The sequence below is a fragment of the Streptomyces sp. NPDC056600 genome (assembly GCF_042792855.1).
Lineage (GTDB): Bacteria > Actinomycetota > Actinomycetes > Streptomycetales > Streptomycetaceae > Streptomyces.
In genome coordinates this window covers 20090-47012 of sequence record NZ_JBHTVQ010000056.1, presented here as the reverse complement: position 1 = coordinate 47012, position 26923 = coordinate 20090, and the positions used below count along the sequence as shown (strand labels likewise).

General features: G+C 73.6%; 18 protein-coding genes. 15 read left to right on the top strand and 3 right to left on the bottom strand.

Annotated features, from left to right (window positions below; genetic code table 11):
* Nucleotides 1-96: 96 nt before the first annotated feature.
* The 3 genes from ACFRAV_RS24710 (at nt 97) to ACFRAV_RS24700 (ending at nt 6732) form a co-directional block, all read left to right on the top strand.
* Nucleotides 97-1269, top strand: coding sequence for a hypothetical protein (locus tag ACFRAV_RS24710; protein WP_382558444.1), 1173 nt, complete (start codon nt 97-99; stop codon nt 1267-1269).
* 46 nt (nt 1270-1315) lie between these two features.
* Entirely contained in the window at nt 1316-2077 is a 762-nt protein-coding gene (locus ACFRAV_RS24705) for a TIGR03936 family radical SAM-associated protein (RefSeq protein ID WP_382558443.1), read from the top strand.
* A 248-nt stretch (nt 2078-2325) separates the two neighbouring features.
* Nucleotides 2326-6732, top strand: coding sequence for a ribonuclease E/G (locus ACFRAV_RS24700; RefSeq protein WP_382558442.1), 4407 nt, complete (start codon nt 2326-2328; stop codon nt 6730-6732).
* A 141-nt stretch (nt 6733-6873) separates the two neighbouring features.
* On the opposite strand, the gene ACFRAV_RS24695 is transcribed toward ACFRAV_RS24700, so the two are convergent.
* A complete protein-coding gene (locus tag ACFRAV_RS24695; protein WP_382558441.1) occupies nt 6874-8013 on the bottom strand; it encodes a glycosyltransferase family 4 protein in 1140 nt (379 codons plus the stop codon).
* Nucleotides 8010-10904 (bottom strand): CDP-glycerol glycerophosphotransferase family protein, encoded by a 2895-nt coding sequence (locus ACFRAV_RS24690; RefSeq protein ID WP_382558440.1) that lies wholly within the window; start codon nt 10902-10904, stop codon nt 8010-8012. Before ACFRAV_RS24690 ends, ACFRAV_RS24695 begins: the two co-directional genes overlap by 4 nt.
* A gap of 190 nt (nt 10905-11094) precedes the next feature.
* On the opposite strand from ACFRAV_RS24690, the gene galE reads away from it, so the two are divergent.
* The 8 genes from galE (at nt 11095) to ACFRAV_RS24650 (ending at nt 20384) form a co-directional block, all read left to right on the top strand.
* Nucleotides 11095-12066, top strand: coding sequence for a UDP-glucose 4-epimerase GalE (gene galE / locus ACFRAV_RS24685; RefSeq protein WP_382558439.1), 972 nt, complete (start codon nt 11095-11097; stop codon nt 12064-12066).
* Between the two features lie 219 nt (nt 12067-12285).
* Entirely contained in the window at nt 12286-12606 is a 321-nt protein-coding gene (gene rplU / locus ACFRAV_RS24680) for a 50S ribosomal protein L21 (protein WP_351114485.1), read from the top strand.
* Between the two features lie 14 nt (nt 12607-12620).
* The gene (rpmA, locus tag ACFRAV_RS24675) at nt 12621-12875 is read left to right on the top strand and encodes a 50S ribosomal protein L27 (RefSeq protein WP_108955339.1); all 255 of its coding nucleotides are present in this window, start codon (nt 12621-12623) and stop codon (nt 12873-12875) included.
* Nucleotides 12876-13005: 130 nt separating this feature from the next.
* Nucleotides 13006-14445, top strand: a complete 1440-nt coding sequence (gene obgE, locus ACFRAV_RS24670) for a GTPase ObgE (RefSeq protein WP_382558438.1) — start codon at nt 13006-13008, stop codon at nt 14443-14445.
* Nucleotides 14446-14716: 271 nt separating this feature from the next.
* The gene (locus ACFRAV_RS24665) at nt 14717-16216 is read left to right on the top strand and encodes an SDR family NAD(P)-dependent oxidoreductase (protein WP_382558437.1); all 1500 of its coding nucleotides are present in this window, start codon (nt 14717-14719) and stop codon (nt 16214-16216) included.
* A gap of 200 nt (nt 16217-16416) precedes the next feature.
* Nucleotides 16417-18456 (top strand): hypothetical protein, encoded by a 2040-nt coding sequence (locus ACFRAV_RS24660; protein ID WP_382558436.1) that lies wholly within the window; start codon nt 16417-16419, stop codon nt 18454-18456.
* A 135-nt stretch (nt 18457-18591) separates the two neighbouring features.
* Nucleotides 18592-19080, top strand: a complete 489-nt coding sequence (locus ACFRAV_RS24655; protein WP_382558435.1) for a MarR family winged helix-turn-helix transcriptional regulator — start codon at nt 18592-18594, stop codon at nt 19078-19080.
* Nucleotides 19077-20384 carry an MFS transporter gene (locus tag ACFRAV_RS24650; RefSeq protein ID WP_382558434.1) on the top strand — a complete coding sequence of 436 codons (1308 nt, stop codon included), beginning with the start codon at nt 19077-19079 and terminating at the stop codon, nt 20382-20384. Before ACFRAV_RS24655 ends, ACFRAV_RS24650 begins: the two co-directional genes overlap by 4 nt.
* A 252-nt stretch (nt 20385-20636) precedes the next feature.
* On the opposite strand, the gene ACFRAV_RS24645 is transcribed toward ACFRAV_RS24650, so the two are convergent.
* Entirely contained in the window at nt 20637-22646 is a 2010-nt protein-coding gene (locus ACFRAV_RS24645; protein ID WP_382558433.1) for a hypothetical protein, read from the bottom strand.
* Between the two features lie 267 nt (nt 22647-22913).
* On the opposite strand from ACFRAV_RS24645, the gene proB reads away from it, so the two are divergent.
* From proB to ACFRAV_RS24625, 4 genes are all read left to right on the top strand, one after another.
* Nucleotides 22914-24041, top strand: coding sequence for a glutamate 5-kinase (proB, locus tag ACFRAV_RS24640; RefSeq protein ID WP_351114494.1), 1128 nt, complete (start codon nt 22914-22916; stop codon nt 24039-24041).
* 158 nt (nt 24042-24199) lie between these two features.
* The gene (locus tag ACFRAV_RS24635; RefSeq protein ID WP_351114495.1) at nt 24200-24667 is read left to right on the top strand and encodes a hypothetical protein; all 468 of its coding nucleotides are present in this window, start codon (nt 24200-24202) and stop codon (nt 24665-24667) included.
* A gap of 99 nt (nt 24668-24766) precedes the next feature.
* On the top strand, nt 24767-26068 hold the full coding sequence (locus tag ACFRAV_RS24630; protein WP_382558432.1) for a glutamate-5-semialdehyde dehydrogenase: 1302 nt from the start codon (nt 24767-24769) through the stop codon (nt 26066-26068).
* A 122-nt stretch (nt 26069-26190) separates the two neighbouring features.
* Nucleotides 26191-26880, top strand: a complete 690-nt coding sequence (locus tag ACFRAV_RS24625; protein WP_382558431.1) for a hypothetical protein — start codon at nt 26191-26193, stop codon at nt 26878-26880.
* Nucleotides 26881-26923: the final 43 nt, after the last annotated feature.

Genomic DNA, 26923 nt, shown 5'->3' with positions numbered 1-26923 from the left:
GCCGCCGGCACCCGCACGGGAGCCGGCGGCGGCGTCGTGCGTACCGGTTCCGTCACGGGACGCACCCTGGAGCACCGTCCGCGCGTCTGACAGGACGTGGACCTGGAGAAGAAGACGGAACCCGTCGCGGCACGCCGTGACGAGGGATGCCTGGTGGCGGCCGTGCGGCTGCCGGTGCGGCTGGTGGCGCTCGTCGTGCTGCTGCCGCTGCGGATGGTGTGGGACCTGCTGGTCGTCGCCGGGCGCTTCGTCCGGACCGCCCTCCTCGCCCCGCTGTGGCGCGGCTTCACACGCGCCGTGACCTGGCTGGGCCGGGTCCTGCTGGTGACGCCGGCCCGGTGGCTGTACCGCTGGATCCTCACGCCGGTCGGGCGCGGCCTGTGGTGGGTGCTGACGGGGATCGGGCGCGGTGTCGCCCTGCTCCTCGACGGTGCGTGGTGGGTGCTGCGGGAGACCGGACGCGGCGCCGCCGTGGTCGTGGTGTGGCTGGTGCGGTGGCTGCTGCTGGCCCCGGCGGTCCTGCTGTACCGGTGGGCGCTCACCCCGGCCGGGCACGCCCTGCGGTGGCTGGGGCGGCGGCTCGCCGACGGCGCCCGGTGGCTGTACCGGCATGTCCTCACCCCGCTGGGACACGCCGGACGGTGGCTGGCCCACGGGATGTGGGCCGTGCTGCGTGCGCTCGGCGCGGCCGCGGCGTGGCTGGTGCGGTGGCTGCTCGTCGCCCCGGCCGTCGCCCTGTACCGGTGGGTGCTCGCGCCGCTGGGCCGCGGGATCGCCTGGACCGTCCGGGGCGCCGCGGCGGTGCTGGGGTGGCTGATGCAACGGTTGGTGGTGGCGCCGCTCACCGCCGTCGGGCGGGTGCTCGCGGTCGTCGCCCGTGAGGTGGGGGAGGCGCTCGGACACGCCTGGCGGATCGCCGGACGGATCTCCCTGGCGGTGGGCCGCCTCCTCGCCACGCTGCTGCGGTGGATCTTCGTCGAGCCGGTCCGCCGGGCCTTCCGGGCGGTGCTCGCGCCGGCCGGGCGATTCGTCCGGGACGCCGTGCTGCGCCCGGTCGGCCAGGTGCTCCGGGAGGCGGGCCGCGCCGTCGGGAAGGCGTTCGCCGTCGCCCGCGTGACGGTCCGTGAGGTGCGCCGTGAGCTGCGCACCGCCCTGTTCGGAGCCCCCCGCGAGGCTTCGGTGCGGGCGGGTACGGCGGACCGGCGGGAACTCGGCCGCCCGGAAGCGCGTACTCTTGGTAGCAGTACGACCGCACTCACGAAGGATTAGAGCACTGGGCAAGCGACAGCCCGAAGGCCCGCCGCCGGCACCCGCGGTGCAGCGCGTCCGACTGCGTTACACCAAGCGCGGCCGCCTCCGGTTCACCAGCCATCGCGACTTCCAGCGCGCCTTCGAGCGCGCGCTGCGCCGCGCCGACGTACCCATGGCGTACTCGGCGGGGTTCACGCCGCATCCGAAGGTGTCGTACGCCAATGCCGCACCCACCGGCACGGGCAGTGAGGCGGAATACCTGGAGATCGCGCTCACCGAGCCGCGTGACCCGCAGAAGCTGCGTGAGCTGCTCGACGAGTCGCTGCCCGACGGGCTCGACGTGATCGACGCGGTGCAGGCCCGCACCTCCGGCCTCGCCGACCGGCTCACGGCATCCGTGTGGGAGCTTCGCCTGGAAGGCGTGGCTCACGAGGACGCCGCCCGCGCGGTCGAGGCCTTCGAGAAGGCCGAGACCGTCGAAGTGCAGCGCATGGCCAAGAACGGTGTCCGTACCTTCGACGCCCGCGGCGCCGTCGTCAGCCTGGAAGCCCGGGCCGCCGGTGGCGACGATGGGCCCGGTGACCACCCCTGTGCGATACTGCGCCTGGTTGTTCGGCACGTGACGCCTGCCGTGCGACCCGACGACGTCCTGTCCGGCCTCCGTGTGGTGGCTGACCTGGCGCCGCCGGTCCCCGCAGCGGTGACCAGGCTGGCGCAGGGGCTCTTCGACGAAGAGACCGGCACGGTGACCGACCCGCTCGCGCCCGACCGCGAGGCAGATCCCTCTGCCGCCGCGCAGGCGCCGGCGCCGGAAGGTCCCGCGTAGGGACGAACGCCGTAGCGCCGCCCTCGAACTCGGGAGCCACCTGGGTCGGGCAGCGCGCACGACACCACAAGACTTTCGCCAGGCCGTCCGCAAATCGGCGTACGGAACCGGTGAGACAGGACTAGTAGTGCTCCCGTGCGGCGCCCGCGCCCCGGACGGCGGCGACGCGCATCGCGCGAGCCGCGGACGTCACCGGTACCCGCCGGACCAGGCGCGGCGCCCGGGAGCCTGACGGGAGATACGCCCGCATGCTCGGACCGACCGAACCCACCAACGAGGGTTCCGAACAGAACAACAGCCCCAGCGACACCCTGCCGCCGCGTCGTCGGCGCAGGGCCGCGTCCCGGCCGGCGGGTCCGCCGACCGGGGCCACCGAGAGCACCGGCGCCACCGAGGCCGCCGCCATGGACAGCACCGGCGCCACCGAGGCTTCGGCCGCGGAGCAGTCCGCGTCGGCTCCGGCCGCCGAGGCAGGCGCGCCCGCCGCCGAGGACGCCGCCCCGGCCCCGCGCCGCCGCCGTGCGGTCCGCCGCGCCGCGGCGCCCGCCGGTACGCCCGGCGAGGCCGGTGCCGACACCGCCGCCGGGACCCCGGCCGCGGAGAAGCCCGCCGACAAGCCGGCCGCGGAGACCCCGGCCGCCGAGGCCGAGGCCCCCGCCGCCGACGAGCCCGCCGCCGCGCCGCGCCGTACCCGTCGCCGCGCCGTGCGCCCCTCCACCGCGCCGTCGGCCGCCGAGCAGGCAGCCGCCGTCGCCAAGGACGAGGACACCGCCGTCGAGGAGACGCAGGCCGAGACCCCGGCCGCGACCGAGACGCCCGCCGAGGAGGCTCCGGCCCCGCGCCGTCGCCGTGCCGTGCGCCGCGCCTCCGCGCCCGCCGGCGCCCCGGAGGCCGCCGAGGTCGTCACGCCCGCCGAGGCCCCCGCCGCCGAGACCTCCGCGGTCGAGGAGCCGGAGGACGAGGCCGAGCAGACGGAGGAGGCCGCCGCCGAGGCCGAGGCCCCCGCCGCCGAGGCCCCGGCCGCCGTGGCGGAGACCTCCGCCGCGCCGCGCCGTACCCGCCGCCGTGCCACCCGTCCGGCCGCCGCCCCGTCCGCGGAGGAGCTCGCCCGCGCCGAGGAGCGCCGCGCCGAGGAGAGCGCCGCCGAGACCAAGGCGGCCGAGACCAAGGCCGAGACCAAGGCCGCCGCGACGAGGGCCGCCGAGCCCAAGCCCGCGAAGGCCGAGGCCGCCGCGGAGCAGGTCGCCGAGGACGAGGCCGAGGGCCGCCGTCCCCGCCGCCGTGCCGTGCGCCGCCCCGCGGGCGGTTTCACCGCGCCGCGCGGTGCCGACAGCGAGGCCCCGCGCCGCCAGGGCCGTCCGGCCGCCGCCCCCGTCTTCCGGGCCCCGGTCTTCACCGAGCCGATGTTCCAGACGCCGGAGCGCGCCGCCTACGAGGCCGCGCAGGAGGCCGCCAAGGACACCGAGCCGGAGAAGCCCGCCGCGGTGGAGGAGTCCGCCGAGGAGACCGAGCAGACCGGCGCCCGCCGCCGCAACCGCCGCCGCCGCGGCGGTGAGGACAACGCCCCCGCCGCCGAGCAGCCGCGCGCCGAGGCGCCCGCCGCGCCCGCCGCCCCCGTCGAGGAGGCCGCGGACGAGGAGTCCGCCGAGGACGCCGAGCAGGCCGACCGGGGCGACCAGGGCGAGGGCGACTACGAGGAGACCGGCTCCCGCCGCCGTCGCCGCCGGGGCGGCCGCCGCCGTCGTCGCGGCGAGTCCGGCGACGCCGACAGCGGCGAGCGCGACGCCGACTCCGCCGACGAGGCGGACACCGACGAGACCGCCGTCGAGCAGGCCGAGCAGGACGCCGAGGACACCGCGGAGCAGATCGCCGAGGACACCTCGGACGCCTCCGAGGACGTCGACGAGGACGAGCGCGAGGGCGACACCGAGCGCGAGCAGTCCGGCGGCTCCAGCAGCTCCCGCCGCCGTCGTCGCCGCCGCCGTCGTGCCGGCGACTCCTCCCCCGAGGCCGAGGCGTCGCAGGACGACCCCGAGCGCACCGTCGTGAAGGTCCGCGAGCCCCGCAAGAAGGAGGAGCGCTCCGGCCCCGGTGACTCCGCCGCCGACGAGGTGCAGTCCATCAAGGGCTCCACCCGCCTGGAGGCGAAGAAGCAGCGCCGCCGCGAGGGCCGCGAGCAGGGCCGCCGCCGCGTGCCGATCATCACCGAGGCCGAGTTCCTGGCCCGCCGCGAGGCCGTCGAGCGCGTGATGGTGGTCCGCCAGCACGGCGACCGCACCCAGATCGGCGTGCTCGAGGACAACATCCTCGTCGAGCACTACGTCAACAAGGAGCAGTCGACCTCCTACGTCGGCAACGTCTACCTCGGCAAGGTGCAGAACGTCCTGCCGTCGATGGAGGCCGCCTTCATCGACATCGGCAAGGGCCGCAACGCCGTGCTCTACGCCGGCGAGGTCAACTTCGAGGCGCTCGGCATGGCCCACGGGCCGCGCCGCATCGAGACCGCTCTGAAGTCCGGCCAGTCCGTCCTGGTCCAGGTCACCAAGGACCCGATCGGCCACAAGGGCGCCCGCCTGACCAGCCAGGTCTCGCTGCCCGGCCGCTACCTGGTCTACGTCCCCGAGGGGTCGATGACCGGGATCAGCCGCAAGCTGCCCGACACCGAGCGCGCCCGGCTGAAGACCATCCTCAAGAAGATCGTCCCCGAGGACGCCGGTGTCATCGTGCGCACCGCCGCCGAGGGCGCCAGCGAGGACGAGCTGCGCCGCGACGTCGAGCGTCTGCAGGGGCAGTGGGAGGAGATCCAGCAGAAGGCGAAGAAGGGCAACGCGCCGACGCTGCTCTACGGCGAGCCGGACATGACCGTCCGGGTCGTCCGCGACATCTTCAACGAGGACTTCACCAAGGTCGTCGTCAGCGGCGACGAGGCCTGGCAGACCATCCACGGCTACGTGGCCGGCGTCGCGCCGGACCTGGCGGAGCGCCTGCAGCGGTGGACCTCCGAGGTCGACGTGTTCGCCACGTACCGGATCGACGAGCAGCTCGCCAAGGCGCTGGACCGCAAGGTCTGGCTGCCCAGCGGCGGCTCGCTGGTGATCGACCGGACCGAGGCGATGATCGTCGTCGACGTCAACACCGGCAAGTTCACCGGTCAGGGCGGCAACCTCGAGGAGACCGTCACCAGGAACAACCTGGAGGCGGCCGAGGAGATCGTCCGCCAGCTGCGGCTGCGCGACCTCGGCGGCATCATCGTCATCGACTTCATCGACATGGTGCTCGAGTCCAACCGCGACCTGGTGCTGCGGCGCCTGCTCGAGTGCCTGGGCCGGGACCGGACCAAGCACCAGGTGGCCGAGGTCACCTCGCTGGGCCTGGTGCAGATGACCCGCAAGCGGGTCGGCCAGGGTCTGCTGGAGTCCTTCTCCGAGACCTGCGTCCACTGCAACGGCCGCGGCCTGGTCGTCCACATGGAGCAGCCGACCGCCGTCGGCGGCGGTGGCGGTGGCAAGAAGAAGAAGCGCGGCGGTTCGCGTGACGGGCAGCAGGAGCAGCCCCACGAGCACGAGCCGTCCGACCTGATCGCCGAGGCCCCCTCCGCCGAGGAGGAGGCCGAGCTCGAGCGCGAGGCGTCCACCGTCACGGAGGCCACCGAGGAGCCGGTCGAGCTGCCCGCGCCCGACTTCACGGCGGACGAGGAGCTGTACAGCTCCGTCGCCGAGGCGGAGGCCGCGGCCGGCCGCCGTGGTCGCCGCCGGACGAGCCGCCGGGCCACGTCGCCCGCCGGCGCTCCGCGTGCCGAGGAGACCGAGGCCCGGGAGACCCGCGAGCCGCGCGAGACCAAGGCGCAGGCGCGCAGCCGTCGCCGGGCCGAGCAGGCCGCCCAGGACGCCCGTGCCGAGGCCGCCGAGCAGGCGGAGCCGACCGCGCAGGACGTGACGGCCGCCGAGGAGGCCGCCCGTCCGGTGGTCGCCGAGCCCGCCGCCGAGGCGCAGGCCGAGCCGGCCGCCGTGCAGGACCCGGTGGTGCCCTCCGGTGAGGCCGCCGAGCCGGAGGCCGAGGAGGCGCCCCGTCGTGGTCGCCGCCGCGCCACCCGCCGGGTCTCCGCGCCCGCCGGGGCGCCGGCCGGAGCGACGGCCGCCGCCGAGGAGGCCGCGGTGACGGTGGTCGAGCAGGCCCCCGCCGCCGAGCCGCAGGCCGAGCCGGTCGCGGAGCCCGCCGCCGAGGCCGCCGAGCCGGTGACCGAGGCCGCGCCCCCGGCGCGTCCGCGTCGCCGCGCGGTCCGCAAGGCGACGGCGCCGACGGCGTCGGAGGAGGCCGCCGTGGTGGTCCTCCCGGCCGCGGGCCAGGACGCCGCCGAGGTCGCGGAGGCCCCTGAGGCTCCCGAGGCCGCGGAGGCCGGTGCCGAGGAGGGCTCGGAGGAGGCCAAGCCGGCCCGGAAGACCGCCAAGAAGGCCGCGGTGAAGAAGACGGCCGCCAAGAAGGCGCCGGCCAAGAAGGCCGCCGTCAAGAAGGCGACCACCGCGAAGACGACGGCTGCCAAGTCGACGGCCAAGAAGGCCACGACGAAGAAGGCCGCCGCCAAGAAGACGGCGAAGAAGACCGCTGCCGCCGAGCAGCAGGCGCCGTCCTCGGTCACCGCCTCCACGGAGGACTGATCACGGCGGCCCCGCCGCACCAGGAAGCCCGCCGGTTCCCCTCCCCACCCGGGAGCGGAACCGGCGGGCTTCCCGCTTCCCCGGCCTCGCGGTCTCCTGCCGCGCGGCCCCGCGGCGCCCCACCGCGCGGGCGTCCCGGGCTCAGCGTTCCAGCAGGTCGAAGAGCCGCTCCCACCGGTCGGTGATCGCCTCGGGGGAGAAGCGCCGCACGTTCTCCCGGGCCCGTTCGCCCATCCGGTCGCGCAGGGCCGCGTCCGACAGGAGCCGGTCCAGGTGACGGCCCAGCTCCAGGACGTTGCCCGGGCGGGCCAGCAGGCCGTCCTCCTCGTCCCGCACGATCTCGCGGACGCCCGGAGCGCAGTCGAAGGCGACGCAGGGCACCGCGCAGGACATCGCCTCCAGCAGGGCCAGCGGGAAGCCCTCCCCGCGGGAGGACAGGACGAACACGGACGAGCGCCGCAGCGCCCCGGCGACGTCCTCGGTCAGCCCCGCCCACTCCACCGAACCGTCCAGGCCCAGCTCGGAGCACTGCCGCCGCAGGGCCTCCTCGTCCGGCCCGGCCCCGTGGATCCGCAGCCGCCACCCGGGGTGCCGGGGGGCCACCTCGGCCCAGGTGTCGAGCAGCATGTCGACGCCCTTCTCGTAGCCCAGCCTCCCGATGGAGACGACCGTCCGGTCCGTGCGCGGCGAAGGGGCGGGGGAGCGCAGCGGCGTGGGGTTCGGCATGAAGCCGACGTGGTTGAAGCCCTGGCCGATCCACCGGTCGGCGTCCTCGCGGGTGAGCAGCAGCAGCCGGTCGACGTCGCGGTAGTGCTCCTTGACCCGGGCGAAGCGGGAGGAGCCCCGGGAGGTGTCGAACGACTCGTGGCTCATGCCGATGACGGTGTGGCCGGAGGTGTCCGCGAGGGCGACCCACTCCATCGCCCACACCTGGGTGACGATCACCGTGGCGCCGGGTCGGCGGGCGCGCAGGACGGCGGACAGCCGCCCGGCGGCCTCCCGCATCTCCCGCTCCCGCAGCGCCTCGTGACGCACCGCCGCCAGGTCCAGCCGTCGCAGGCCGCGGGTGCGCCGCGGCGCGGGCGGGCGTTCGCGGTGCAGCGTGAGGGTGTCGAAGGGAGGCTCCTCGCCCAGGGCGAAGGGCGCGCCGGGCGGGGCGACGCCGACCACGGTCACCCGGTGCCCGCGCTCGGCGAACAGCCGCGCCATGGAGGTCTGCCAGCGGCCCACGCCGCCCAGCTCGTTGACCTCGTTGCCGACGAGGACGATGTCGCGCGTCACCGTGCCTCCTCCGGTCCGAAGAAACGGTCGACGATCCGGGCGGCGGCGTCGCCCTGGTCGTACTCGCCGTACCGGGTCATGAACTCCTTGAGCCGCGCCTTGTACGCGGCCGGGCCCGCCGGGTCGTCCAGGCGGGAGAGGACCTCGAAGAGCTCGTCGGCCGTGCGCACCACCGGGCCCGGCGCCTCCTCGGACAGGTCGAAGTAGGTGCCGCGGCCCTCCGTGTACTCCTCCTCGTCGTAGGTGAAGAACACCATCGGCCGCTGCAGGAGCGAGTAGTCGAACATCACGGACGACCAGTCGGTGACCAGGACGTCCGCGAGCAGCAGCACAGGGGTGATGTCGGGTTCCCGGCCGGCGTCGATCACCCGCCTGTGGACCGAGGGCGGCAGGGTGACGCTGTTGAGGTAGTGGGTGCGGACCAGCAGGGTGAGCCGGTCGCCGAACCGCCGCGCGAACTCCTCGACGTCGAAGGGGAACTCGAAGGAGCGCACCCCGCCGCCGTCCAGCGCCCGGAAGGTCGGGGCGTACAGCACCACCGGCAGGTCGCGGCGGACGCCCAGGCGCAGTGCCAGCTCCTCCGCCCGGCGGGAGGGCGCGCTGGACTCGCGGGCCCGCACCAGGGCGTCGTTGCGGGGGTAGCCGGTGCGCAGCAGCTTCTCGTCCGGGATCCGGAAGGCCTGGGCGAGGGTGACCTCGTCGTGCCGCCCGCGGACCACGAAGTGGTCGAAGCGGTCCACGGCCCGCTGGTAGAGCCGCCGTTCGGCCTCCGGCATGGTCCGCAGCTGAGGGGCGTCGAAGCCCATCCGCTTGAGCGCGGAGCCGTGCCAGGTCTGGATGTACGTCGTCCCGGGGCGCTTGGCCAGCTTCAGCGGGAAGCCCTGGTTGTCGATCCAGAACTCGGCCTGGGCCAGCTCCCTCATGTACCGCCAGGACCAGCGGCGCACCAGCTCGGCGTCGGCCGGGAAGCCCTTGGGCGACCCCTGGTACGACCAGACGGCCCGCACCGGCACGCCGCGGCGGCGCAGCTCCTCGTACAGGGCGCGAGGGCTGTCGCCGTACTGCTTGCCGAGGTGGCTCTCGAAGACGACCGTGCCCCTGCGGACCGGCAGCACGCGGATCATCCGGTGGTACGCGTCGATCTTGCGGCGGCCCGAGCGCAGCTCCTCGCGCAGGGCGAGGGCGCCGCGCAGCGCCTTCTTGGTGAGCCGGGCCGGCGGGCTCTGCATGTGGTGGCGCAGCAGGCCGGAGGTGCGCCGGGGGAGCGTGCCGTGCTGCACCAGGTGGAAGGCCAGGTGGCCGTGGGAGGAGACCCGCGGCCGGAGGCGGTCCGCCGCCAGCCGGCTCAGCAGCGGCCGCACCCGGACGGTGCCGTCCTCGTCGGCGCCGAGGTCGGTGCGGCCCGCGGTGAGGCGGGTGGTGGTGCGCTCGCCGTCCACGGTGAGGTGCATCCGCACGTCCCACACGTCGTCCAGGACGCCCACCGGCCGCAGCTTGCGGGCCAGCGGCACGTCCGCCTCCCAGGTGATCGACCGGCCCCGGTGGCGCACCGAGCGCACCCGGAAGCGGAAGGAGCGCAGGCTGCGGCGCCGGGCCCGGAACTCCAGCTCGGCGGTGAGCCGGGCGTCCGGCGCGACCGCGCCCAGCGGGTTGACGACCGCGCCCGACAGGGTGACGCCCTCGGGCGACTCGCGGTAGCCGGTGAGCGCGTTGCGCAGGTACAGCCGGGAGACCGGCTTGTCGTGGAGGTCGAGGTCGGTGACGTCCAGGACGGCGCGGCCCAGCGGGTCGTCGAGGTGCTCCTCGCACCAGTAGACGCGGCCGTCGCGCTCGACGAGCGGACTGGACACCTTGTTCCTGTTGATCAGGGTGTCGACGGCCGGCATCAGGTGCTCCCAGTCCTCCCGCAGCAGTAGGTAGGCGCACAGCCGGTGGACCGGCGACAGCCCCTCGTACGCCTCCTCGGGGAACTCACGGAGGTAGCCGTCGGCCATCTCGGCGAAGCGGCGCCGGTAGTCGTCGTCCAGGAAGGGGAGCTCGCGCAGGTAGAGGACGAGATCGTGCTTGAGGAACTTGCGGTCCTTGTGCAGCCGCAGCTCCTCGTGGCCCTCGGCGGCGAGGATCCGGTCGATCCGGCGGTGGATCTCCAGCCGGTCGGCGAAGTTGTTGATCTCGTGCCGGCGGTTGCTGATCGACTTGGCCTCCGCCTTCCGCACCACGTTCCAGTGGTAGACCGTGTTGGGGATCAGCGTGATGCGGGAGGCGGCCAGGTAGGCGCGGGCAGAGAAGAGCAGGTCCTCGTAGTGGATGCCGCGGGGGAAGGTCAGCCCCTCGGCCAGCAGCCACGCGCGGCGGTAGCACTTGTTGGTCGACAGGGTGTCGTAGACCAGCAGGTCGGGGAGCTCGGCGATCGAGTCCAGGGTGCGGGTCCTGCGGTAGAGCCACGGGTACCAGGGGGCGGTGGTGCCCCACCGGCTGTCCACGTGCACCCGCAGGCAGAGCCCGGAGACCAGGTCCGCGCCGGTGTCCTCGGCGGCCTCCAGCATGTTGCGGCAGGCGTTCGGCTCCAGGGTGTCGTCGCTGTCCAGGAACATCACGTAGCGGCCGCGGGCCGCCGCGACGCCCTGGTTGCGCGGCTCCCCGCAGCCGCCGCTGTTCTCCGGCAGCCGCAGCGCCCGCACCCGGTCCGACGCGGCCGCCAGCCGCCGGGCCACCTCGAAGGACCCGTCGGTGGAGCAGTCGTCGGCGATCACCACCTCGACGTTGCGCAGGGTCTGCTCCAGCACGGACCGCACCGCGTCCGGCAGACGCCGCTCGTCGTTGTAGACGATGACCACGACGCTGATGTCGGGCACGTCCTCGTGCTGACTCCTGTCGTGCTGGGCGGACACCGGCGGCACCTCCGGGGATGGGCGGGGCTCCGTGGACGGGCGGGCAGGGCGGCCAGGGACAATCAGGGCGTTTCCCCATTCAACCCGCGGCGCCCCCGGCCCGCGAGTCCACCGCGGCGGCGCACCCGGCTCGCTTCCGCCGGGGCGATGGGGGAGTCTGGACGCCGGTCGACACCCAGGAGGTACACACATGAGCTGGCTGGTCACAGGCGGCGCCGGATACATCGGCGCCCATGTGGTGCGCGCCATGACCGAGGGCGGGGAGGACGTCGTGGTGTTCGACGACCTGTCCACCGGCTTCGCGGAGCGGGTGCCCGCGGGCGTGCCCCTGGTGACGGGCAGCGTCCTGGACGGTCCGCTGCTGGAGCGGACGATGCGCGAGCACCGGGTCACCGGCGTGGTGCACATCGCGGGCAAGAAGCAGGTGGCGGAGTCCGTGGAGCGGCCGCTCCACTACTACCGGGAGAACGTCACCGGGCTGCAGACGCTGCTGGAGGCGATGACCGCCACCGGCGTGGGCAGCATCGTCTTCTCCTCGTCCGCCGCCGTGTACGGGATGCCCGACGTGGACCTGGTCACCGAGGACACCCCCTGCGCCCCCATCAACCCGTACGGCGCCACCAAGCTCACCGGCGAGTGGCTGATCGCCGCCGCCTCCCGGGCGTACGGCATCCGGTCGGCGGCCATGCGCTACTTCAACGTGGCCGGCACCGCCGCACCCGAACTGGCCGACGTCGGCACGAGCAACATCGTCCCCATGGTCTTCGGCCGCGTCGAGGCCGGTCAGGCGCCCGTGGTCTTCGGCGACGACTACGCCACCTCGGACGGCACCTGCGTCCGGGACTACATCCACGTCCTGGACATCGCCTCCGCCCACCTGGCCGCCGCGAGGCGCCTGGCCGGTGCCGAGGCGGGCACCGCGCTGGTCCTGAACATCGGGCGGGGCGAGGGCAGCTCGGTCCGCGAGATGATCGACCAGATCCTGAAGGTCACCGGCAACGAAGACCTGACGCCCGAGATCGGCCCGCGCCGCGCCGGCGACCCGGCGAGCGTGGTGGCCTCCTCCGAGCGGATCGCCGCCGAACTCGGCTGGTCCGCGCGCCACGACCTGGACGACATGATCCGTTCCGCCTGGGACGGGTGGCGGCACCTGCACCGCTGAGAGCGGCCGGTCGGGGCGGGTCGGGGCCGGTTTGACCCTCCAGCCCCGGTCACCGTAACCTTGACCCTCGGCGTGTCCATCGACACGCCACATCCCCGTAAACCTCATTCCTCCCGGCCGGCCGCAGGCTTCGTGCCGCGCCCCGGGAGAGGCCGGTCCCTTGTCACAGGGAGGCTGGACTGCGGGGGTGCCGTTTCCGAGCGAGAGAGTGAGATCCGCGTGTACGCCATCGTGCGCAGCGGTGGTCGCCAGCACAAGGTTGCTGTGGGCGACATCGTTGAGGTTGACAAGATTTCCACTGCCAAGGTTGGCGACACGGTCGAGCTCTCGACCCTGCTCGTTGTCGACGGCGACTCCGTCACCAGCGACCCGTGGGTCCTGGACGGCATCAAGGTCCAGGCCGAGATCGTGGACCACCACAAGGGCCAGAAGATCGACATTCTGCGCTACAAGAACAAGACGGGCTACCGTCGTCGGCAGGGCCACCGCCAGCAGTACACGGCGATCAAGGTCACGTCGATCCCCACGGCTGCGAAGTAAGGGACTGAGGAGACATGGCACACAAGAAGGGCGCATCGTCCACCCGGAACGGTCGCGACTCCAACGCTCAGCGGCTCGGTGTGAAGCGCTTCGGCGGTCAGACCGTCAACGCCGGTGAGATCCTGGTCCGCCAGCGCGGCACCCACTTCCACCCGGGTGCGGGCGTCGGCCGCGGCGGCGACGACACGCTGTTCGCCCTCGAGGCCGGTGCGGTGCAGTTCGGCACCCACCGTGGCCGCAAGGTCGTGAACATCGTTCCGGTCGCCTGAGCAGGCTGACCGAACTCATTCGCGAGGCGGACCTCACTTCCCTCCGGGGAAGTAGGTCCGCCTTTCGCGTGTTGTCCGACACGCGAGCACTTGTCTGACCCAAGACTTGACGTACTGGAGGCACCTGACCATGACCACCTTCGTGGACCGCGTCGAACTGCATGTCGCCGCGGGTAACGGGGGCCACGGCTGTGCCTCCGTGCACCGGGAGAAGTTCAAGCCCCTGGGCGGCCCGGACGGCGGCAACGGCGGCCGTGGCGGCGACGTGATCCTGGTCGTCGACCAGTCGGTCACGACGCTGCTCGACTACCACCACTCCCCGCACCGCAAGGCCACCAACGGCAAGCCCGGCGAGGGCGGCAACCGTGCCGGCAAGGAGGGCGAGGACCTGGTCCTGGCCGTCCCGGACGGCACCGTGGTGCTCGACAAGCAGGGCAACGTGCTGGCCGACCTCGTCGGCGAGGGCACGTCCTTCGTCGCCGCCCAGGGCGGCCGCGGCGGCCTCGGCAACGCGGCGCTGGCCTCGGCCCGCCGCAAGGCCCCCGGCTTCGCGCTGCTGGGCGAGCCGGGCGACGCCGGGGACGTCGTCCTCGAGCTCAAGACCGTCGCCGACGTGGCCCTGGTCGGCTACCCGAGCGCCGGCAAGTCCTCGCTGATCTCGGTGATGAGCGCCGCCAAGCCGAAGATCGCCGACTACCCCTTCACCACCCTGGTCCCGAACCTGGGCGTGGTGACGGCCGGCTCGACGGTCTACACCGTCGCCGACGTCCCCGGCCTCATCCCGGGGGCCAGCCAGGGCAAGGGCCTGGGCCTGGAGTTCCTGCGCCACGTCGAGCGCTGCAGCGTGCTGGTCCACGTGCTGGACACCGCCACCCTGGAGTCCGACCGCGACCCGGTCTCCGACCTCGACGTCATCGAGGAGGAGCTCCGCAGCTACGGCGGCGGCCTGGACAAGCGCCCCCGGCTGGTCGTCCTCAACAAGATCGACGTGCCGGACGGCAAGGACCTCGCCGAGATGGTCCGCCCCGACCTGGAGGAGCGCGGCTACCGCGTCTTCGAGGTGTCCGCGGTGGCCCGCACGGGGCTCAAGGAGCTCTCCTTCGCGCTGGCCGAGCTGGTGGCCAAGCACCGCGCCCGCAAGCCCAAGGACGAGGCGACCCGCATCGTCATCCGGCCCAAGGCGGTGGACGACTCCGGCTTCACCGTCACCCGTGAGGAGGACGGCCTGTACCGCGTCCGCGGCGAGAAGCCGGAGCGCTGGGTGCGGCAGACGGACTTCAACAACGACGAGGCCGTGGGCTTCCTGGCCGACCGCCTCAACCGCCTCGGCGTCGAGGCGGCCCTGATGAAGGCGGGCGCCCGGTCCGGCGACGGCGTCGCCATCGGCCCCGAGGACAACGCCGTGGTCTTCGACTGGGAGCCGACGGTCACCGCCGGCGCCGAGATGCTCGGCCGCCGCGGCGAGGACCACCGCTTCGAGGAGCCCCGCCCCGCCGCCCAGCGCCGCCGCGACCGCCAGGCCGAGCGCGACGACGCCACCCAGGAGTTCGAGGACTTCAAGCCTTTCTAGTCACTCCGACACACCGAATTCCGGCCGGATCCGCCCCGCTCAGCGGGGAGATCCGGCCGGATCTGTTTTTGATACACCTGTTCGCCGATTAGCGCATATGGGTCGAGAATCGAAAGAATGTATTCCGCTTGTGCGTCCTGGTACGCAGGCGGAATGCGTGTGAGCAGGTTGTTTGCGGGAAACGAAACCACGAAGGCAGTGTGGTACCAAGTGGTGGGGGATCACCCGATCTCCCGAGCCCGGACCGCTGATGCCAAGGATGGAATCTCCCGTGTCGCAGCGCATAACCGTTCCTCGCACGACCGCAGTGATCCTCGCCGGCGGAACCGGGCAGCGGGTCGGGCTGCAGATTCCCAAGCAGCTGATCAAGATCGCCGGAAAGGCGGTCATCGAGCACACCCTGCACACGTTCGAACAGACCGATTCCATCGACGACGTGGTGGTCCTGATGGCGCCCGGCTACGTGCCGGACGTCGAGCGGATCGTGGAGCGCGCGGGGTTCACCAAGGTGCGGCGGATCGTCGAGGGCGGCGCCACCCGCAACGAGACCACCCGGCGCGCCATCGAGGTGCTGGGGGAGGGCCTCGCCGAGGGGGAGGACCTCGACGTCCTCTTCCACGACGCGGTGCGCCCGCTGCTCGGGCGTCGGGTCATCGACGCGTGCGTGCGCGCACTGGAGCGCTACCAGGCGGTGGACGTGGCGATCCCGTCGGCGGACACCATCATCGTCACCCGCACCCACGGGGAGGACGGGGAGTTCATCACCGAGATCCCTGACCGCTCCCGGCTGCGCCGCGGCCAGACGCCCCAGGCGTTCAAGCTCTCGACGATCCGTCACGCCTACGAGATCGCCGCCCAGGACCCTCACTTCCAGGCCACCGACGACTGCTCGGTGGTCCTCAAGTACCTGCCCGACGTGCCCATCCACGTGGTCGCCGGCGACGAGTACAACATGAAGGTCACCCAGCCGGTGGACGTCTTCATCGCCGACAAGCTCTTCCAGCTGGCCTCCACGGCGGCCCCGGAGCCCCGCGGCGAGGAGTGCTACCGGGAGCTGCTCACCGGGCGCACGGTGGTGGTCTTCGGCGGCTCCTACGGCATCGGCAAGGACGTCGCGGACCTCGCCGCGGGGTACGGCGCCTCGGTGTACGCGCTGAGCCGCTCCACCACCGGCACGCACGTGGAGAACGCCGAGGACGTCGAGAAGGCGCTCAGCAAGGCTTACGCGGAGAGCGGCCGGATCGACTACGTCATCAACACGGCCGGCGTGCTGCGCATCGGCAGGCTCGACGAGACGGACAACGACACCATCCTGGAGGCCCTGCGGGTCAACTACCTGGCTCCCGTGCAGATCGCCCGCGCGGCGTACCGGTACCTCGCCGCGACCAAGGGCCAGCTGCTGCTCTACACCTCCAGCAGCTACACCCGGGGCCGCGCCGACTACAGCCTCTACTCCTCCACCAAGGCGGCGGTCGTCAACCTCACCCAGGCGCTGGCCGACGAGTGGGCCGCCGACGGGGTGCGGGTCAACTGCGTCAACCCCGAACGCACGGCGACACCCATGCGGACGAAGGCCTTCGGCCAGGAGCCGGTGGACTCGCTCCTCTCCTCCCGGGCGGTCGCCCGGACCTCGCTGGACGTGCTGCTCTCCGACCTCACCGGTCACGTCATCGACGTGCGGCAGCAGGATCCGACGGCGGTCGCCGGCCAGGCGTCCGGCTTCGAGCAGGCACTCGCTACTGTTCTTGACCGGCACGACGGCGTGGCATAATCGGCCGCAATTGCCAGAAATCGTTCAGGCCTCTGTGGCTGCATCGAGAGGTGCGACGGCAGGGGCCTGATCACCTGAACAGCTGAATACCGCACGAGTCGCACCAATCGGGAAAACGCACGGTCTTTTCCGGAACTGTCGGAGTTATGCGCCCACCGTTCACGCACCAAGCCGGCACCTCTCCAGGAGCAAGGTCAGACGTGATATCGACAGCCGTTCGCGCCGCCCGGGTGGGCAGCGTGGGGGAACTGGTCGCCGCGGCCGCCCTCATCGTGGTGGGCTTCCCCGCCCTGATGATCGCCGCGCTGCTGCCGAACATCCCCCTGTTCTCCGTCGCCGCCGCCGTGACCTACGGGGCCGACCACTACCTGCACCGCCGCAACAGCTACCTGGTCAACCGGCTCAGCATGGTGCGGGCGGGCCTGGCCATCCGCTTCCTGGTGCGCCAGCTGATCCTGGTCCTGCTGCTGGCCCGGCTGGGGCTGGCGTACGGGGTGTTCTTCTACGCCCTGGTCGCCTGCTTCATCAGCTTCTACGGACTGCAGGCGGTGCACGGCGCGCTGGTGGCGCTGATCAGGATCCGGCGCACGCTGCCGGTGGCCACCCGGAACATCGCCCTGGCGACGGCCGTCCGGATACCGGACGCCCCCTCGCGGCGCCTGCTGCATCGTTCCGGCGAGAAGATGCTCCACCTCGACCTGCCGGTCTTCGTGGGCGGCCTGCTCTCCGCCTTCCTCGGCCAGGGCCTGTGGGGCGGCCTCGGCATCGTCGCCACCCTCGGTCTGGGCGGGCTCTACACCGTGGTCCTGCTGCCGTACCTGATCGGGCCGCGCCGCGCCCCCTCGGCCGAGTCGGTGCTCGACGCGATGGAGACCTGGCTGCGCGCCTACCGGCCGGAGACGGTCCTGTACTTCTCCGGGGCCAAGGAGTCGGCCTACCAGGTCAACATGTGGCTGGAGACCATGGAGCGGCTGGACACCCGGCCGCTGATCGTCCTGCGGGAGCGGGTCGTGCTGGAGCGGCTCGCGCCCACCACCGTCCCGGTGGTCTGCGTGCCCGGCGGCGTCCACCTGATGAACCTCGACCTGTCCACGGTCCGGGTGGCGCTGTACGCGGCCAACGTCGGCAAGAACATCCACCTGTTGCGGGTGCCGACCATGAAGCACGCCTTCATCGGCCACGGCGACAGCGACAAGGTCGCCAGCGTCAACCCGTACAGCAAGGTCTACGACGAGGTCTGGACGGCCGGCCGGGCCGGGCGCGACCGGTGGGCCGTGGTGGACGTCGGGGTCCGCGACGAGGACGTCGTCGAGGTCGGCCGCCCGCAGCTGGCCCCCATCCGGGCCGGCCGCCGGGAGCGGACCGGGGTGCCGACGGTGCTCTACGCGCCCACCTGGGAAGGCTGGGACGACGCCCCCGGCAACACCTCCCTGATGGCGGCCGGCGAGAACATCGTCCGGCGGCTGCTGGCGGCGGACCGGCCGGTGCGGGTGCTGTACAAGCCGCACCCCTTCACCGGCACCCGCAGCCCCAGGGCGAAGGAGGCCCACGAGCGGCTCACCGCGCTGGTGGAGCAGGCGGCCGCCGCGCGGGCACTGGACCCCGGCTTCGTCCGTGACGAGGCGGCGGTGGAGGCGGCGCGGGAGGAGCTGGCCCGCATCGAGGCGCGGCTCGCCGAGCTCTCCGGCGGCGGGACCGACGGCGACGAGGCGGTGGCCACCCGGGACGGGGTGGCGGACCTCACGGTCTACGACGAGATCGCCCGGCTGCGCGCGCGGTGGAACGACGCGTACTGGCGGTCCTTCCCCGAGTGGGAGCACCGGGTGATCACCGGGGCCGAGCCGCTGCTGTACGACTGCTTCAACGTCTCCGACGCGATGGTCTCCGACATCTCCAGCGTGGTCTCCGACTTCATCGCCAGCGGCAAACCGTACGCGGTGGTGGACTCGGCCGGCCTGGGGGCGGAGGAGTTCGTCCGGCAGAACACCGCGGTCCGCGCGGCGGTGATCCTCTCCAACGAGGCGACGGAGCTGGAGGAGCTGCTCGCGGCGGTACGGGACCCGGCGGCGGACGTCCTCGCCGGGGCGCGGCGCGAGCTCAAGGAGTACCTGCTGGGGGCGGACGAGCCGCCGTCCCTGGTCCGGTTCAACGCGGCCGTCGCCGCCCTCGCCCTCAAGGCCGAGGCCCGCAACCTCGGCCAGGCCCGCGCCGGCGCCCCCGCCGAGGTCCCCAGCCACTGACCCCCGTCGACGCCCCCGGCGCCGCCCTCGGGGCGACGGGGGCGTCGACGGAGGCCACACGTTGACGAAGGCGCCCCCGAAGGCTGACGACGGCTGCCTCCCGACTCGATGTCACAGCGCTGTTATATTAGCGCTGTGACATCCTCGGACCCCACCACGCGACCCGACCCCTGGCACTCCCTGCACGAGCTCCTGGCGGCCATGGACGCAGAGATCGAGCAGGTCTACGTGGAGCGCGGCATCGAGGGCGTGCGGCCGCGGTTCGCCTATCCGTTGATCCGGCTCGCCCACACCGGACCCCTGACCATCCGCGAGCTGGCGCAGTCGCTGGACCGTTCGCACTCCGCGATCAGCCAGACCGTCGCGGCGATGCGCAAGGAAGGTCTCGTCACCTCCGAGCCCGGGCCCGACGCCCGTACCCGGCGGATCGACCTGACTGAGCGCGGCCGCTCCCTGGTGCCGTTCCTGGAGGCGGAGTGGCGCGCCACCCACGCCACGGTCGCCGAGCTGGACGGCGAGGTCCCGTACGCCATGACCGCCGTCGTCGAGGAGGTGCGGCGGGCGCTGGAGCGCCGGTCGATGCGGCGGCGGATCCTCCACCACCTGGCTGAGCCCCCTCGATGAGCCGGCGCCTCGGCCCGCGGTTCCTCGACACCCGCCCGCTGCGCGGCAGCCGGCCGTTCCGCGACCTGTGGATCGGCACCTCCGCCGCGCAGTTCGGCGGGCAGGCGGCCACCGTGGCGGTACTGGCCCAGGTCTGGGAACTGACCCGCAGCCCGGTGGGCACCGGCGCCATCGGGCTGGCCACCGGCGTGCCGATGGTCCTGTTCGGGCTGATCGGCGGCACGGTGGCGGACGCCTTCGACCGCCGCACGGTGGTGCGGGCCACCACCACGGGCCAGCTGCTGGCCGCCGCCGGGTTGTGCGTCCAGGCCCTGGCGGAGAATCGGAGCGTGCCGGTGCTGCTCGCCCTGGTGGCCGTGGGGGCGAGCTGCGGCGCGCTCGGCGCTCCCGCCCGGCGTACCTTCCCGGTCCGGCTGCTGCCGGACGACCAGGTCGCGGCCGGGCTCGCGCTGACCAGCGTCTCGTTCCAGGCGGCGATGCTGACCGGCCCCGCGGCGGCCGGGCTGGTCATCGCCCACTGGGGCTACGCCGGCGCCTACGCGGTCCAGGCCGCGGCCGTGGCGGTCTCGGCGCTCGCGCTGCTCCGCCTGCCCGCCATGCCGCCCGCGGGAGCCGGGACGGGAGACGGCAGGCCCCGGCCGGAGCGTGGCGGTTGGCGGATCGTGCTGCGCCGCCCGACGCTGTGGGGCTCGATGGCCACCGACCTGTCCGCGACGCTGCTCGCCATGCCCGTCGCGCTCTTCCCGCTGGTCAACGAGGTCCGCTACGGGGGTCATCCGCAGACCCTCGGCCTGTTCCTCTCGGCCGTGGCGGTCGGGGGGATCACGGCCGGTCTGCTGTCCGGCACGGTCACGCGCCGCCGCCGTGCCGGCCTGGTCCAGCTGTCCGCGGCGGTGGTCTGGAGCCTGGCGCTCGCCGGTTTCGGCCTGACGGGACCTCTGTGGGCGGCCCTCGGATGCCTGGCGGTGGCGGGCGCGGCCGACACCGTGTCCGTGGTCACCCGTGGCGCCCTGGTCCAGCGGGAGGCCCCGGACGCGTACCGGGGGCGGGTCTCCTCGGTGGAGCACGTCATCGGCGTCGCGGGCCCCGAGCTCGGCAACCTCCGTGGCGGCCTGCTGGCCTCGGCCACCTCTGCGTCGGTCTCCCTGGTCCTCGGCGGGCTCTCCGCCGCCCTGGCGATCGGCGCCGTCTGGGCGCTCAACCCGCCCCTGCGCGGCTACCGCACACCGTCCGGCTCCGCCGCCGCTGAGCCGCACGCCCCCGCGGGCGGCGGAGCGGCTCCGGCCGCCGAACAGGTGCACTGACTCCGTCCGCCGCGCCGCCGCGCCGCCGCGCCGCCGCGCCGCCGCCGTCCGGCCGTGATGCCGCCGTCCGGCCGTGATGCCGCCGTCCGCCGCGCTGCCGCCCTACGCCTCAAATGCCGCAGTCCGTCGCGGTGCCGCCGCCGTACGCCCGGTGACGCGGGGCCCGCCGTGCCCGCCGGGTGCGGACATGGCACCGCCCGGGTGCCGCGTCCGGGACGGGACGGGCACCCGGGCGGGCCGGGGCGGGGAGGGTCAGCCGGTGGTGAGTTCGGGGTCGCCCGAGGGGGCGGCGGCCCGCTGGCCGGGGATGTGGGCCTCCCGCTCGGTCATCCGGCGGCGGTGCTGCAGCGCGGACTCGCACAGCGCCCGCATCGCCTCGTTGAACCGCACCTGCGACGGCGGCTCGGAGGGCCCGAGCAGTCGCAGCTTCAGCTCCGCGCGAGCCTCCTGCAGGTCGTCCAGCTCGGGGTCGCGCACCAGCTCCAGCAGCGCCGGCACACCCGCCGCGTCCGGCGTCAGCACCGTCGCCGCCCGCACCGTCGGGAACGCCTCGCGGAAGGCGGTCTCGCTCAGCCCGGAGGTGTTGGCCACCGCGTACGGCTTGCCGCTCGCCATGTAGTCCGAGATCACGCTGGACACGTCGCTGATCAGCAGGTCCGCCCGGTTGAAGCAGGTCTGGATGTCGGGACGCGCGTCCGTGACGATCTGGTGCTCCCACTCGGGCAGCGCCGCCCAGTAGGCCTCCACCCAGGCGGAGGTGGCCGCGGTGACCGCGGCGGCGCGCCCCGGCTCCGGGGCGGTCTGCAGCATCATCCGCTCCAGGTTGTCCGCGGACTCCCGGAACGTGGAGGTGGTGAGCCGGTCCAGCTCCGCCGTCCGCCGCGCCAGCTCGGCCACGGCCTCCGGGCCGGGACGCGGGCCGGTGCGCTCGCGGTTGGCGGCCAGGATCAGCTCACGGATGCGCAGGTCGGCGGCGCCGGCCCGCGGGTCGACCGAACCGGTCAGCGGGTGCGGCTTGTAGACCAGGCGGACCTTGGGGTCGGCCAGCAGCGCCCGGACCAGGTTCTCGCCGGCCGCGACCACCGAGGTGTTGCCCGGGTTGCCGTCCCAGCCCTCCCAGGTGGGGGCGTACAGGACGTCGGTGTACTCGCCCTGCGGGGCGCCCTTGTAGGTGACGATCCCGTCCAGCTGCGGACGGCCGATCTCCACGATGTCCTTGTCCTCGACGCCGACGTCGGCCAGCGCGTACCGCTCGCGGGCCTCGGGACCGGCCACCCACACCTCGTCGTACGCCTTGGCGTACGGGTTGCAGGAGGACAGCTTGTCGCTCTCGCCGTGGTTGACGAAGGTGTGCTTGATCGTCGGGATGCGCAGCACCTGCGAGGTCTTGCCCGAGTTCGACGGGTGGATCAGGGCCTGGAGCGTGGAGTGCTCCAGGCGCATCAGGTGGTGGACCTGCGGCAGGCAGACGATCGGGATGTCGGTCGCGGTGATCTTCTGCATCATGAAGCGCTCGCGCAGCACGATCACCGGGCGCCCGTCCAGCTTCGCCAGCGAGTCGAGCCACATGTTCGCCTGGTAGGCGGAGGCGGCTCCGCCGGAGAAGTACATGCCGTGGGTCGGCTTGTACTCGGCCAGCCACTTGTCGAACCACTTGAGCACCGCGGCCTCGGACGGCGAACGGCGGCCCGGCAGCAGGTGGCTGCCCAGCACGACCAGGCCGGCCAGCGCGGCGAGCGCGGAGACCCCGACGCCGGCGACGCCCCACAGCGCCTCGCCGCTCGCCCCGGCGCCCAGCAGGCCCGCGGTGGCGGGCAGGCCGAGGATCAGCAGCCGGTGCCCGGGACGGCGCAGCAGCAGCGCGGGCGGGGCGGCGGTCAGCGGCAGACCGGAGGTGTCGATGTTCCTGGTGAGCACCGGAGTGGTGCGCGCCCGGCGGACGACCACCGAGACGGCCTGGATCGCGAAGTGCAGCCCGTAGAACGCGAGCAGCACCAGCAGCGGCGCGGCCAGCCCGCTCTCGTCGTTCTGCTCCTGGAGGCGGACCAGGGCGACGACGATCAGCAGGTCCCGCAGCAGATGGCGCACCGTGGTGTCCACGTGCATCTTGGCGAACATCGCGACCAGGCCCCGCTGCGAGCGGTAGAGGAACACCTCGACGGCGATGGAGACGACCGCAGCCGCGATCATGGCGGGCACGTTCGGGACCACGGCCGTGACGGCGAGTGTGAGGAACGACACCGCCAGAAGAGCGGTGACCATGCCTCGTTCGGCGGTCTGCCGACGGGGGACGGGTGTGGGCACTGCGTCACTCCAAAGGGCTGCGCGGACGTGTTGCGTCTAGGGACTCAGTTTCAACGCGCTTGAACGCTCCGACGACACGCCTCGGACGCCCGTGCACGGATCAAGACCTGCGCGGGGTCCGCGGGCGTCACGTCCGTGGGATGGAACGCACGCGCGCCGCGACGTCCGGGTCGCGTAGATTGCCGGACGGGCAGCTGAGAACCAGGTGAGGGGACAACGTTCAAGGTGACAGGGGCAAGGCAGGCCGTGACCGGGGCTCGCAGGATCGTCGTCAAGGTGGGTTCCTCGTCGTTGACCACGGCTGAGGGCGGCCTGGACGCCGACCGGGTCGACGCGTTGGTCGACGTCCTGGCGGCGGGCAGGGACGGTGGCGAGAGGGATGTCGTCCTGGTTTCCTCCGGTGCCATCGCTGCGGGACTCGCCCCTCTGGGTCTGCGTCGCCGGCCCCGCGACCTGGCCCGGCAGCAGGCAGCAGCCAGCGTGGGGCAAGGCCTGCTGGTTGCTCGCTACACCGCGTCCTTCGCACGCTACGGCGTGCGGGTGGGTCAGGTGCTGCTGACGGCCGATGATACGAGTCGGCGTGCCCACCACCGTAACGCAGCCCGAACGCTCGACAAATTGCTCGCCATGGGAGCGCTGCCGGTTGTCAACGAGAACGACACGGTAGCGACCGACGAGATCCGTTTCGGGGACAACGACCGCCTTGCGGCGCTTGTCGCCCATCTTGTCCGTGCCGACCTCCTGGTCCTCCTGTCCGACGTGGACGGGCTGTACGACGGCGACCCCGCGCGCCCCGGCACCTCCCGGCTGAGCGAGATCCGCGGCCCCGAGGACCTCGAGGGCGTGGAGATCGGGAGCGCCGGCAAGGCCGGGGTGGGCACCGGCGGGATGGTCACCAAGGTGGAGGCCGCCAGGATCGCCGCCGAGGCCGGGATCCCGGTGGTCCTCACCAGCGCCAGCCGGGCCGCGGACGCGCTGAAGGGCCGGGACACCGGCACCTACTTCCACGCCACCGGCAACCGCTCGGCCGACCGCCTGCTGTGGCTCGAGCACGCCTCCGCGCCGCAGGGGTCCCTGACCCTGGACGACGGCGCCGTGCGGGCCGTCGTGGAGCGGCGCACCTCGCTGCTGCCGGCCGGCATCGCGGGGGTCGAGGGCGACTTCCACGCCGGTGACCCGGTCGAGCTGCGGGACGGCGAGGGCCGGGCCGTGGCCCGCGGTCTGGTGAACTTCGACGCACGTGAGATTCCCCGCCTGATCGGCCGCTCGACCAGGGAACTGGCACGCGATCTCGGCCCCGCCTACGAACGAGAGGTCGTACACAGGGACGACCTGGTGCTGCTGCGCCGCTGAGGCGGGCGGCGGCTTTCGGCCCGGGTGGCCGGAATCCGGTGGGGGACGTTCCGTAAAACGGCCCCACGGAGCGCCGTCGCCTGCTGCACTGGTGGGGGTCACACACGCCAGGGCAGCAGCCGGGCGACCACCGTGAGCACCGTGCGAAGGAGGCCGTTGTGAGACGAGTGCGCCCGGGATCGGCGGCGTCCCGCCCGGCCGGCGGGGGAGCGGCGCCGCGGCGCGGCCTCACCAGCGTCTCGCCCGGCGACCTGTTCCAGGGCGGTCCGTCCGTGCCCGAGGAACTCCCGCGGCTGTGGCACGTCACCCTGAGCGTCTCCGGCGCCGAGGTGCCGCTGCCGGAGGTCCGGCGGGCGCTGGAGCAGCTGGCCCACGACCACCCCTTCCTGCTGACCAGCCGCTACGCCACCGGCCACGCGGAGATCCGTTACTGGGAGGAGGCCCGCGATCTGCACGACGCGGCCGCGGTCGCGCTGCGGCTGTGGGGCGAGCACCGGCGGACGGCCAACCTGCCGCGGTGGGAGATCGTCGGCCTTGAGGTCGTCGACCGCGAGACCTACCACCTGCGGGTGGCCGCCGGACAGGGTCCGCCCCCGGCCACCCGGATGGGCGTCCACCCCTTCTGACCTCGCGCGCGGGGCCTCCCGGCATCGCCCGCCGGGGCGCCCCGACCGCCAGGTGGAACGGTCGTCGCCGGACGCCCCCGCGGCGCTACCCTTCGCGGTATGAGCACGCTCACGACGACCGCAGCCGCAACGGAGTCCACGGAGCCCACGGTGACCGGTGTGGCCCGCCGGGCCCGCACCGCCTCCGCCGACCTGGCCCCGCTCCCGCGCTCCCGCAAGGACGCCGCCCTGCACGCCGTGGCGGACGCCCTCGAGGCCCGCGTCGCGGAGATCGTCGAGGCCAACGCCGAGGACGTGGCGCGCGCCCGCGCGGCCGGCACCGCCGAGTCCGTCATCGACCGGCTGACGCTCACCCCGGAGCGGATCGCCGCCATCGCCTCGGACGTGCGCGACGTGGCCGCGCTGCCGGACCCGGTCGGCGAGGTCGTCCGCGGCTCCACGCTGCCCAACGGCATCGACCTGCGCCAGGTCCGCGTCCCGCTCGGCGTGGTCGGCATCATCTACGAGGCCCGCCCCAACGTCACCGTGGACGCCGCCGCGCTCTGCCTGAAGTCGGGCAACGCGGTGCTGCTGCGCGGCTCGTCCTCCGCCTACTCCTCCAACACCGCTCTCGTGGCCGTCCTGCGCGACGCGGTCGAGGCCTCCGGGCTGCCGGCCGACGCGGTGCAGCTGGTGCCGGGCGAGAGCCGTGAGTCGGTGCACGAGCTGATGCGCGCCCGCGGCCTGGTGGACGTCCTCATCCCGCGCGGCGGCGCCTCGCTGATCCGCACCGTCGTCGAGCAGTCCACCGTCCCGGTGATCGAGACCGGCACCGGAAACTGCCACGTCTACGTGGACGCGGACGCCGACCTGGACATGGCGGTGGAGATCCTGCTCAACTCCAAGGCCCACCGGGTCAGCGTCTGCAACTCCGCCGAGACCCTGCTGGTCCACCGGGACGTCGCCGAGGCCTTCGTGCCGCGCGCCCTGGCGGCCCTCGCCGGGGCCGGGGTGACCGTGCACGGCGACGAGCGGGTGCGCGCGCTGGCCGGGGAGACCAAGGCCACCGTCGTGGAGGCCACCGAGGAGGACTGGGAGACCGAGTACCTCTCCTACGACATCGCCGCCGCGGTGGTCGATTCGCTGGACGCCGCCGTCGCGCACATCCGCCGCTGGAGCTCCGGCCACACCGAGGCGATCGTCACCACCTCCCAGCAGGCGGCACGCCGCTTCACCCAGCTGGTCGACTCCACCACCGTCGCGGTGAACGCCTCCACCCGGTTCACCGACGGCGGTCAGTTCGGCTTCGGCGCGGAGATCGGCATCTCCACCCAGAAGCTGCACGCCCGGGGACCGATGGGCCTCCCGGAGCTGACCAGCACCAAGTACATCGTCACCGGGGACGGGCACGTCCGCCCCTGACGTCGTCCGGCGCCCCGTGACGTCGTCCGGCGTCCCGTGGCGCCGGTCCGGGCGGTCACGAGCCCTTCGCCGAATTTCCGTACGGTCTGCCCAAATTGACCCGGCACGTCTACTCTGGAGCGGTGGCGGAGGACGTGGGGGGCACGCCGTTCCCTGACGGCGGAGGACCTGACGACGACCAGGACCGCGGGGCGCCGGACGAGGAGTTCGCCCCCGTGGTCTTCGACGAGGACTTCGTGCGGGCGGCCCCGGTCCACGAGCCGACGGCCGTCGAGCGCCTGGTGGCGGCCGCCCAGGCACGGGCCGAGGCCTCCGAGGCGGAGGCCGCGCGCCGGGCCCGCCTGGCCGGCGGTCCCGGGCCCGACGAGGACCGCCACGACGAGGCCACCGGCCCCGAGGAGTTCGGCCTCGCCCACATCCCTCCCGGCCTCGGCGGCCCCGACGCCTCCTCCCGTGAGTTCGTCGCCCGCACCGGCCAGGACCCCGGCGGTCCGGGTATGCCCGGAGGCGACGCGGCGGCCGACTTCGCGCCGGGACTGTTCGGCCGTCCGGGCGGTTCCGTCCGGCCGGGAAGATGGCACCGGCCGGTCGCCTGGGTGCTCGCCCTGGTGATGGGAATGGGCATGGTCGCGCTGGCCTTCAGCGCCGTCCACCGCGGCTCCGCCGGGCAGACCGGCCAGGTCCCGCCACCCGTCTCGACCCGTCCCACACCGGCGCCCGCCCCGGACACCGCGGTCGGACCGTCCGCCTCCGCCGAGTACTCCAGACCCCCCGTGCAGGCCGTCCCGCGCACCCCCGCCGCCACACCCTGACCGCCCCGTCCCGCGTGCGCCGCGGACGGCGGGAGCGGCAGAT

What these genes read in the sequence shown, in the direction of transcription:
- ACFRAV_RS24700 (WP_382558442.1), top strand. Translation starts at nt 2,326, where the DNA reads ATGCTCGGACCGACCGAACCCACCAACGAGGGTTCCGAACAGAACAAC.
- galE (WP_382558439.1), top strand. Translation starts at nt 11,095, where the DNA reads ATGAGCTGGCTGGTCACAGGCGGCGCCGGATACATCGGCGCCCATGTG.
- rpmA (WP_108955339.1), top strand. Translation starts at nt 12,621, where the DNA reads ATGGCACACAAGAAGGGCGCATCGTCCACCCGGAACGGTCGCGACTCC.
- obgE (WP_382558438.1), top strand. Translation starts at nt 13,006, where the DNA reads ATGACCACCTTCGTGGACCGCGTCGAACTGCATGTCGCCGCGGGTAAC.
- ACFRAV_RS24650 (WP_382558434.1), top strand. Translation starts at nt 19,077, where the DNA reads ATGAGCCGGCGCCTCGGCCCGCGGTTCCTCGACACCCGCCCGCTGCGC.
- ACFRAV_RS24645 (WP_382558433.1), bottom strand. Translation starts at nt 22,646, where the DNA reads ATGGTCACCGCTCTTCTGGCGGTGTCGTTCCTCACACTCGCCGTCACG.
- ACFRAV_RS24630 (WP_382558432.1), top strand. Translation starts at nt 24,767, where the DNA reads ATGAGCACGCTCACGACGACCGCAGCCGCAACGGAGTCCACGGAGCCC.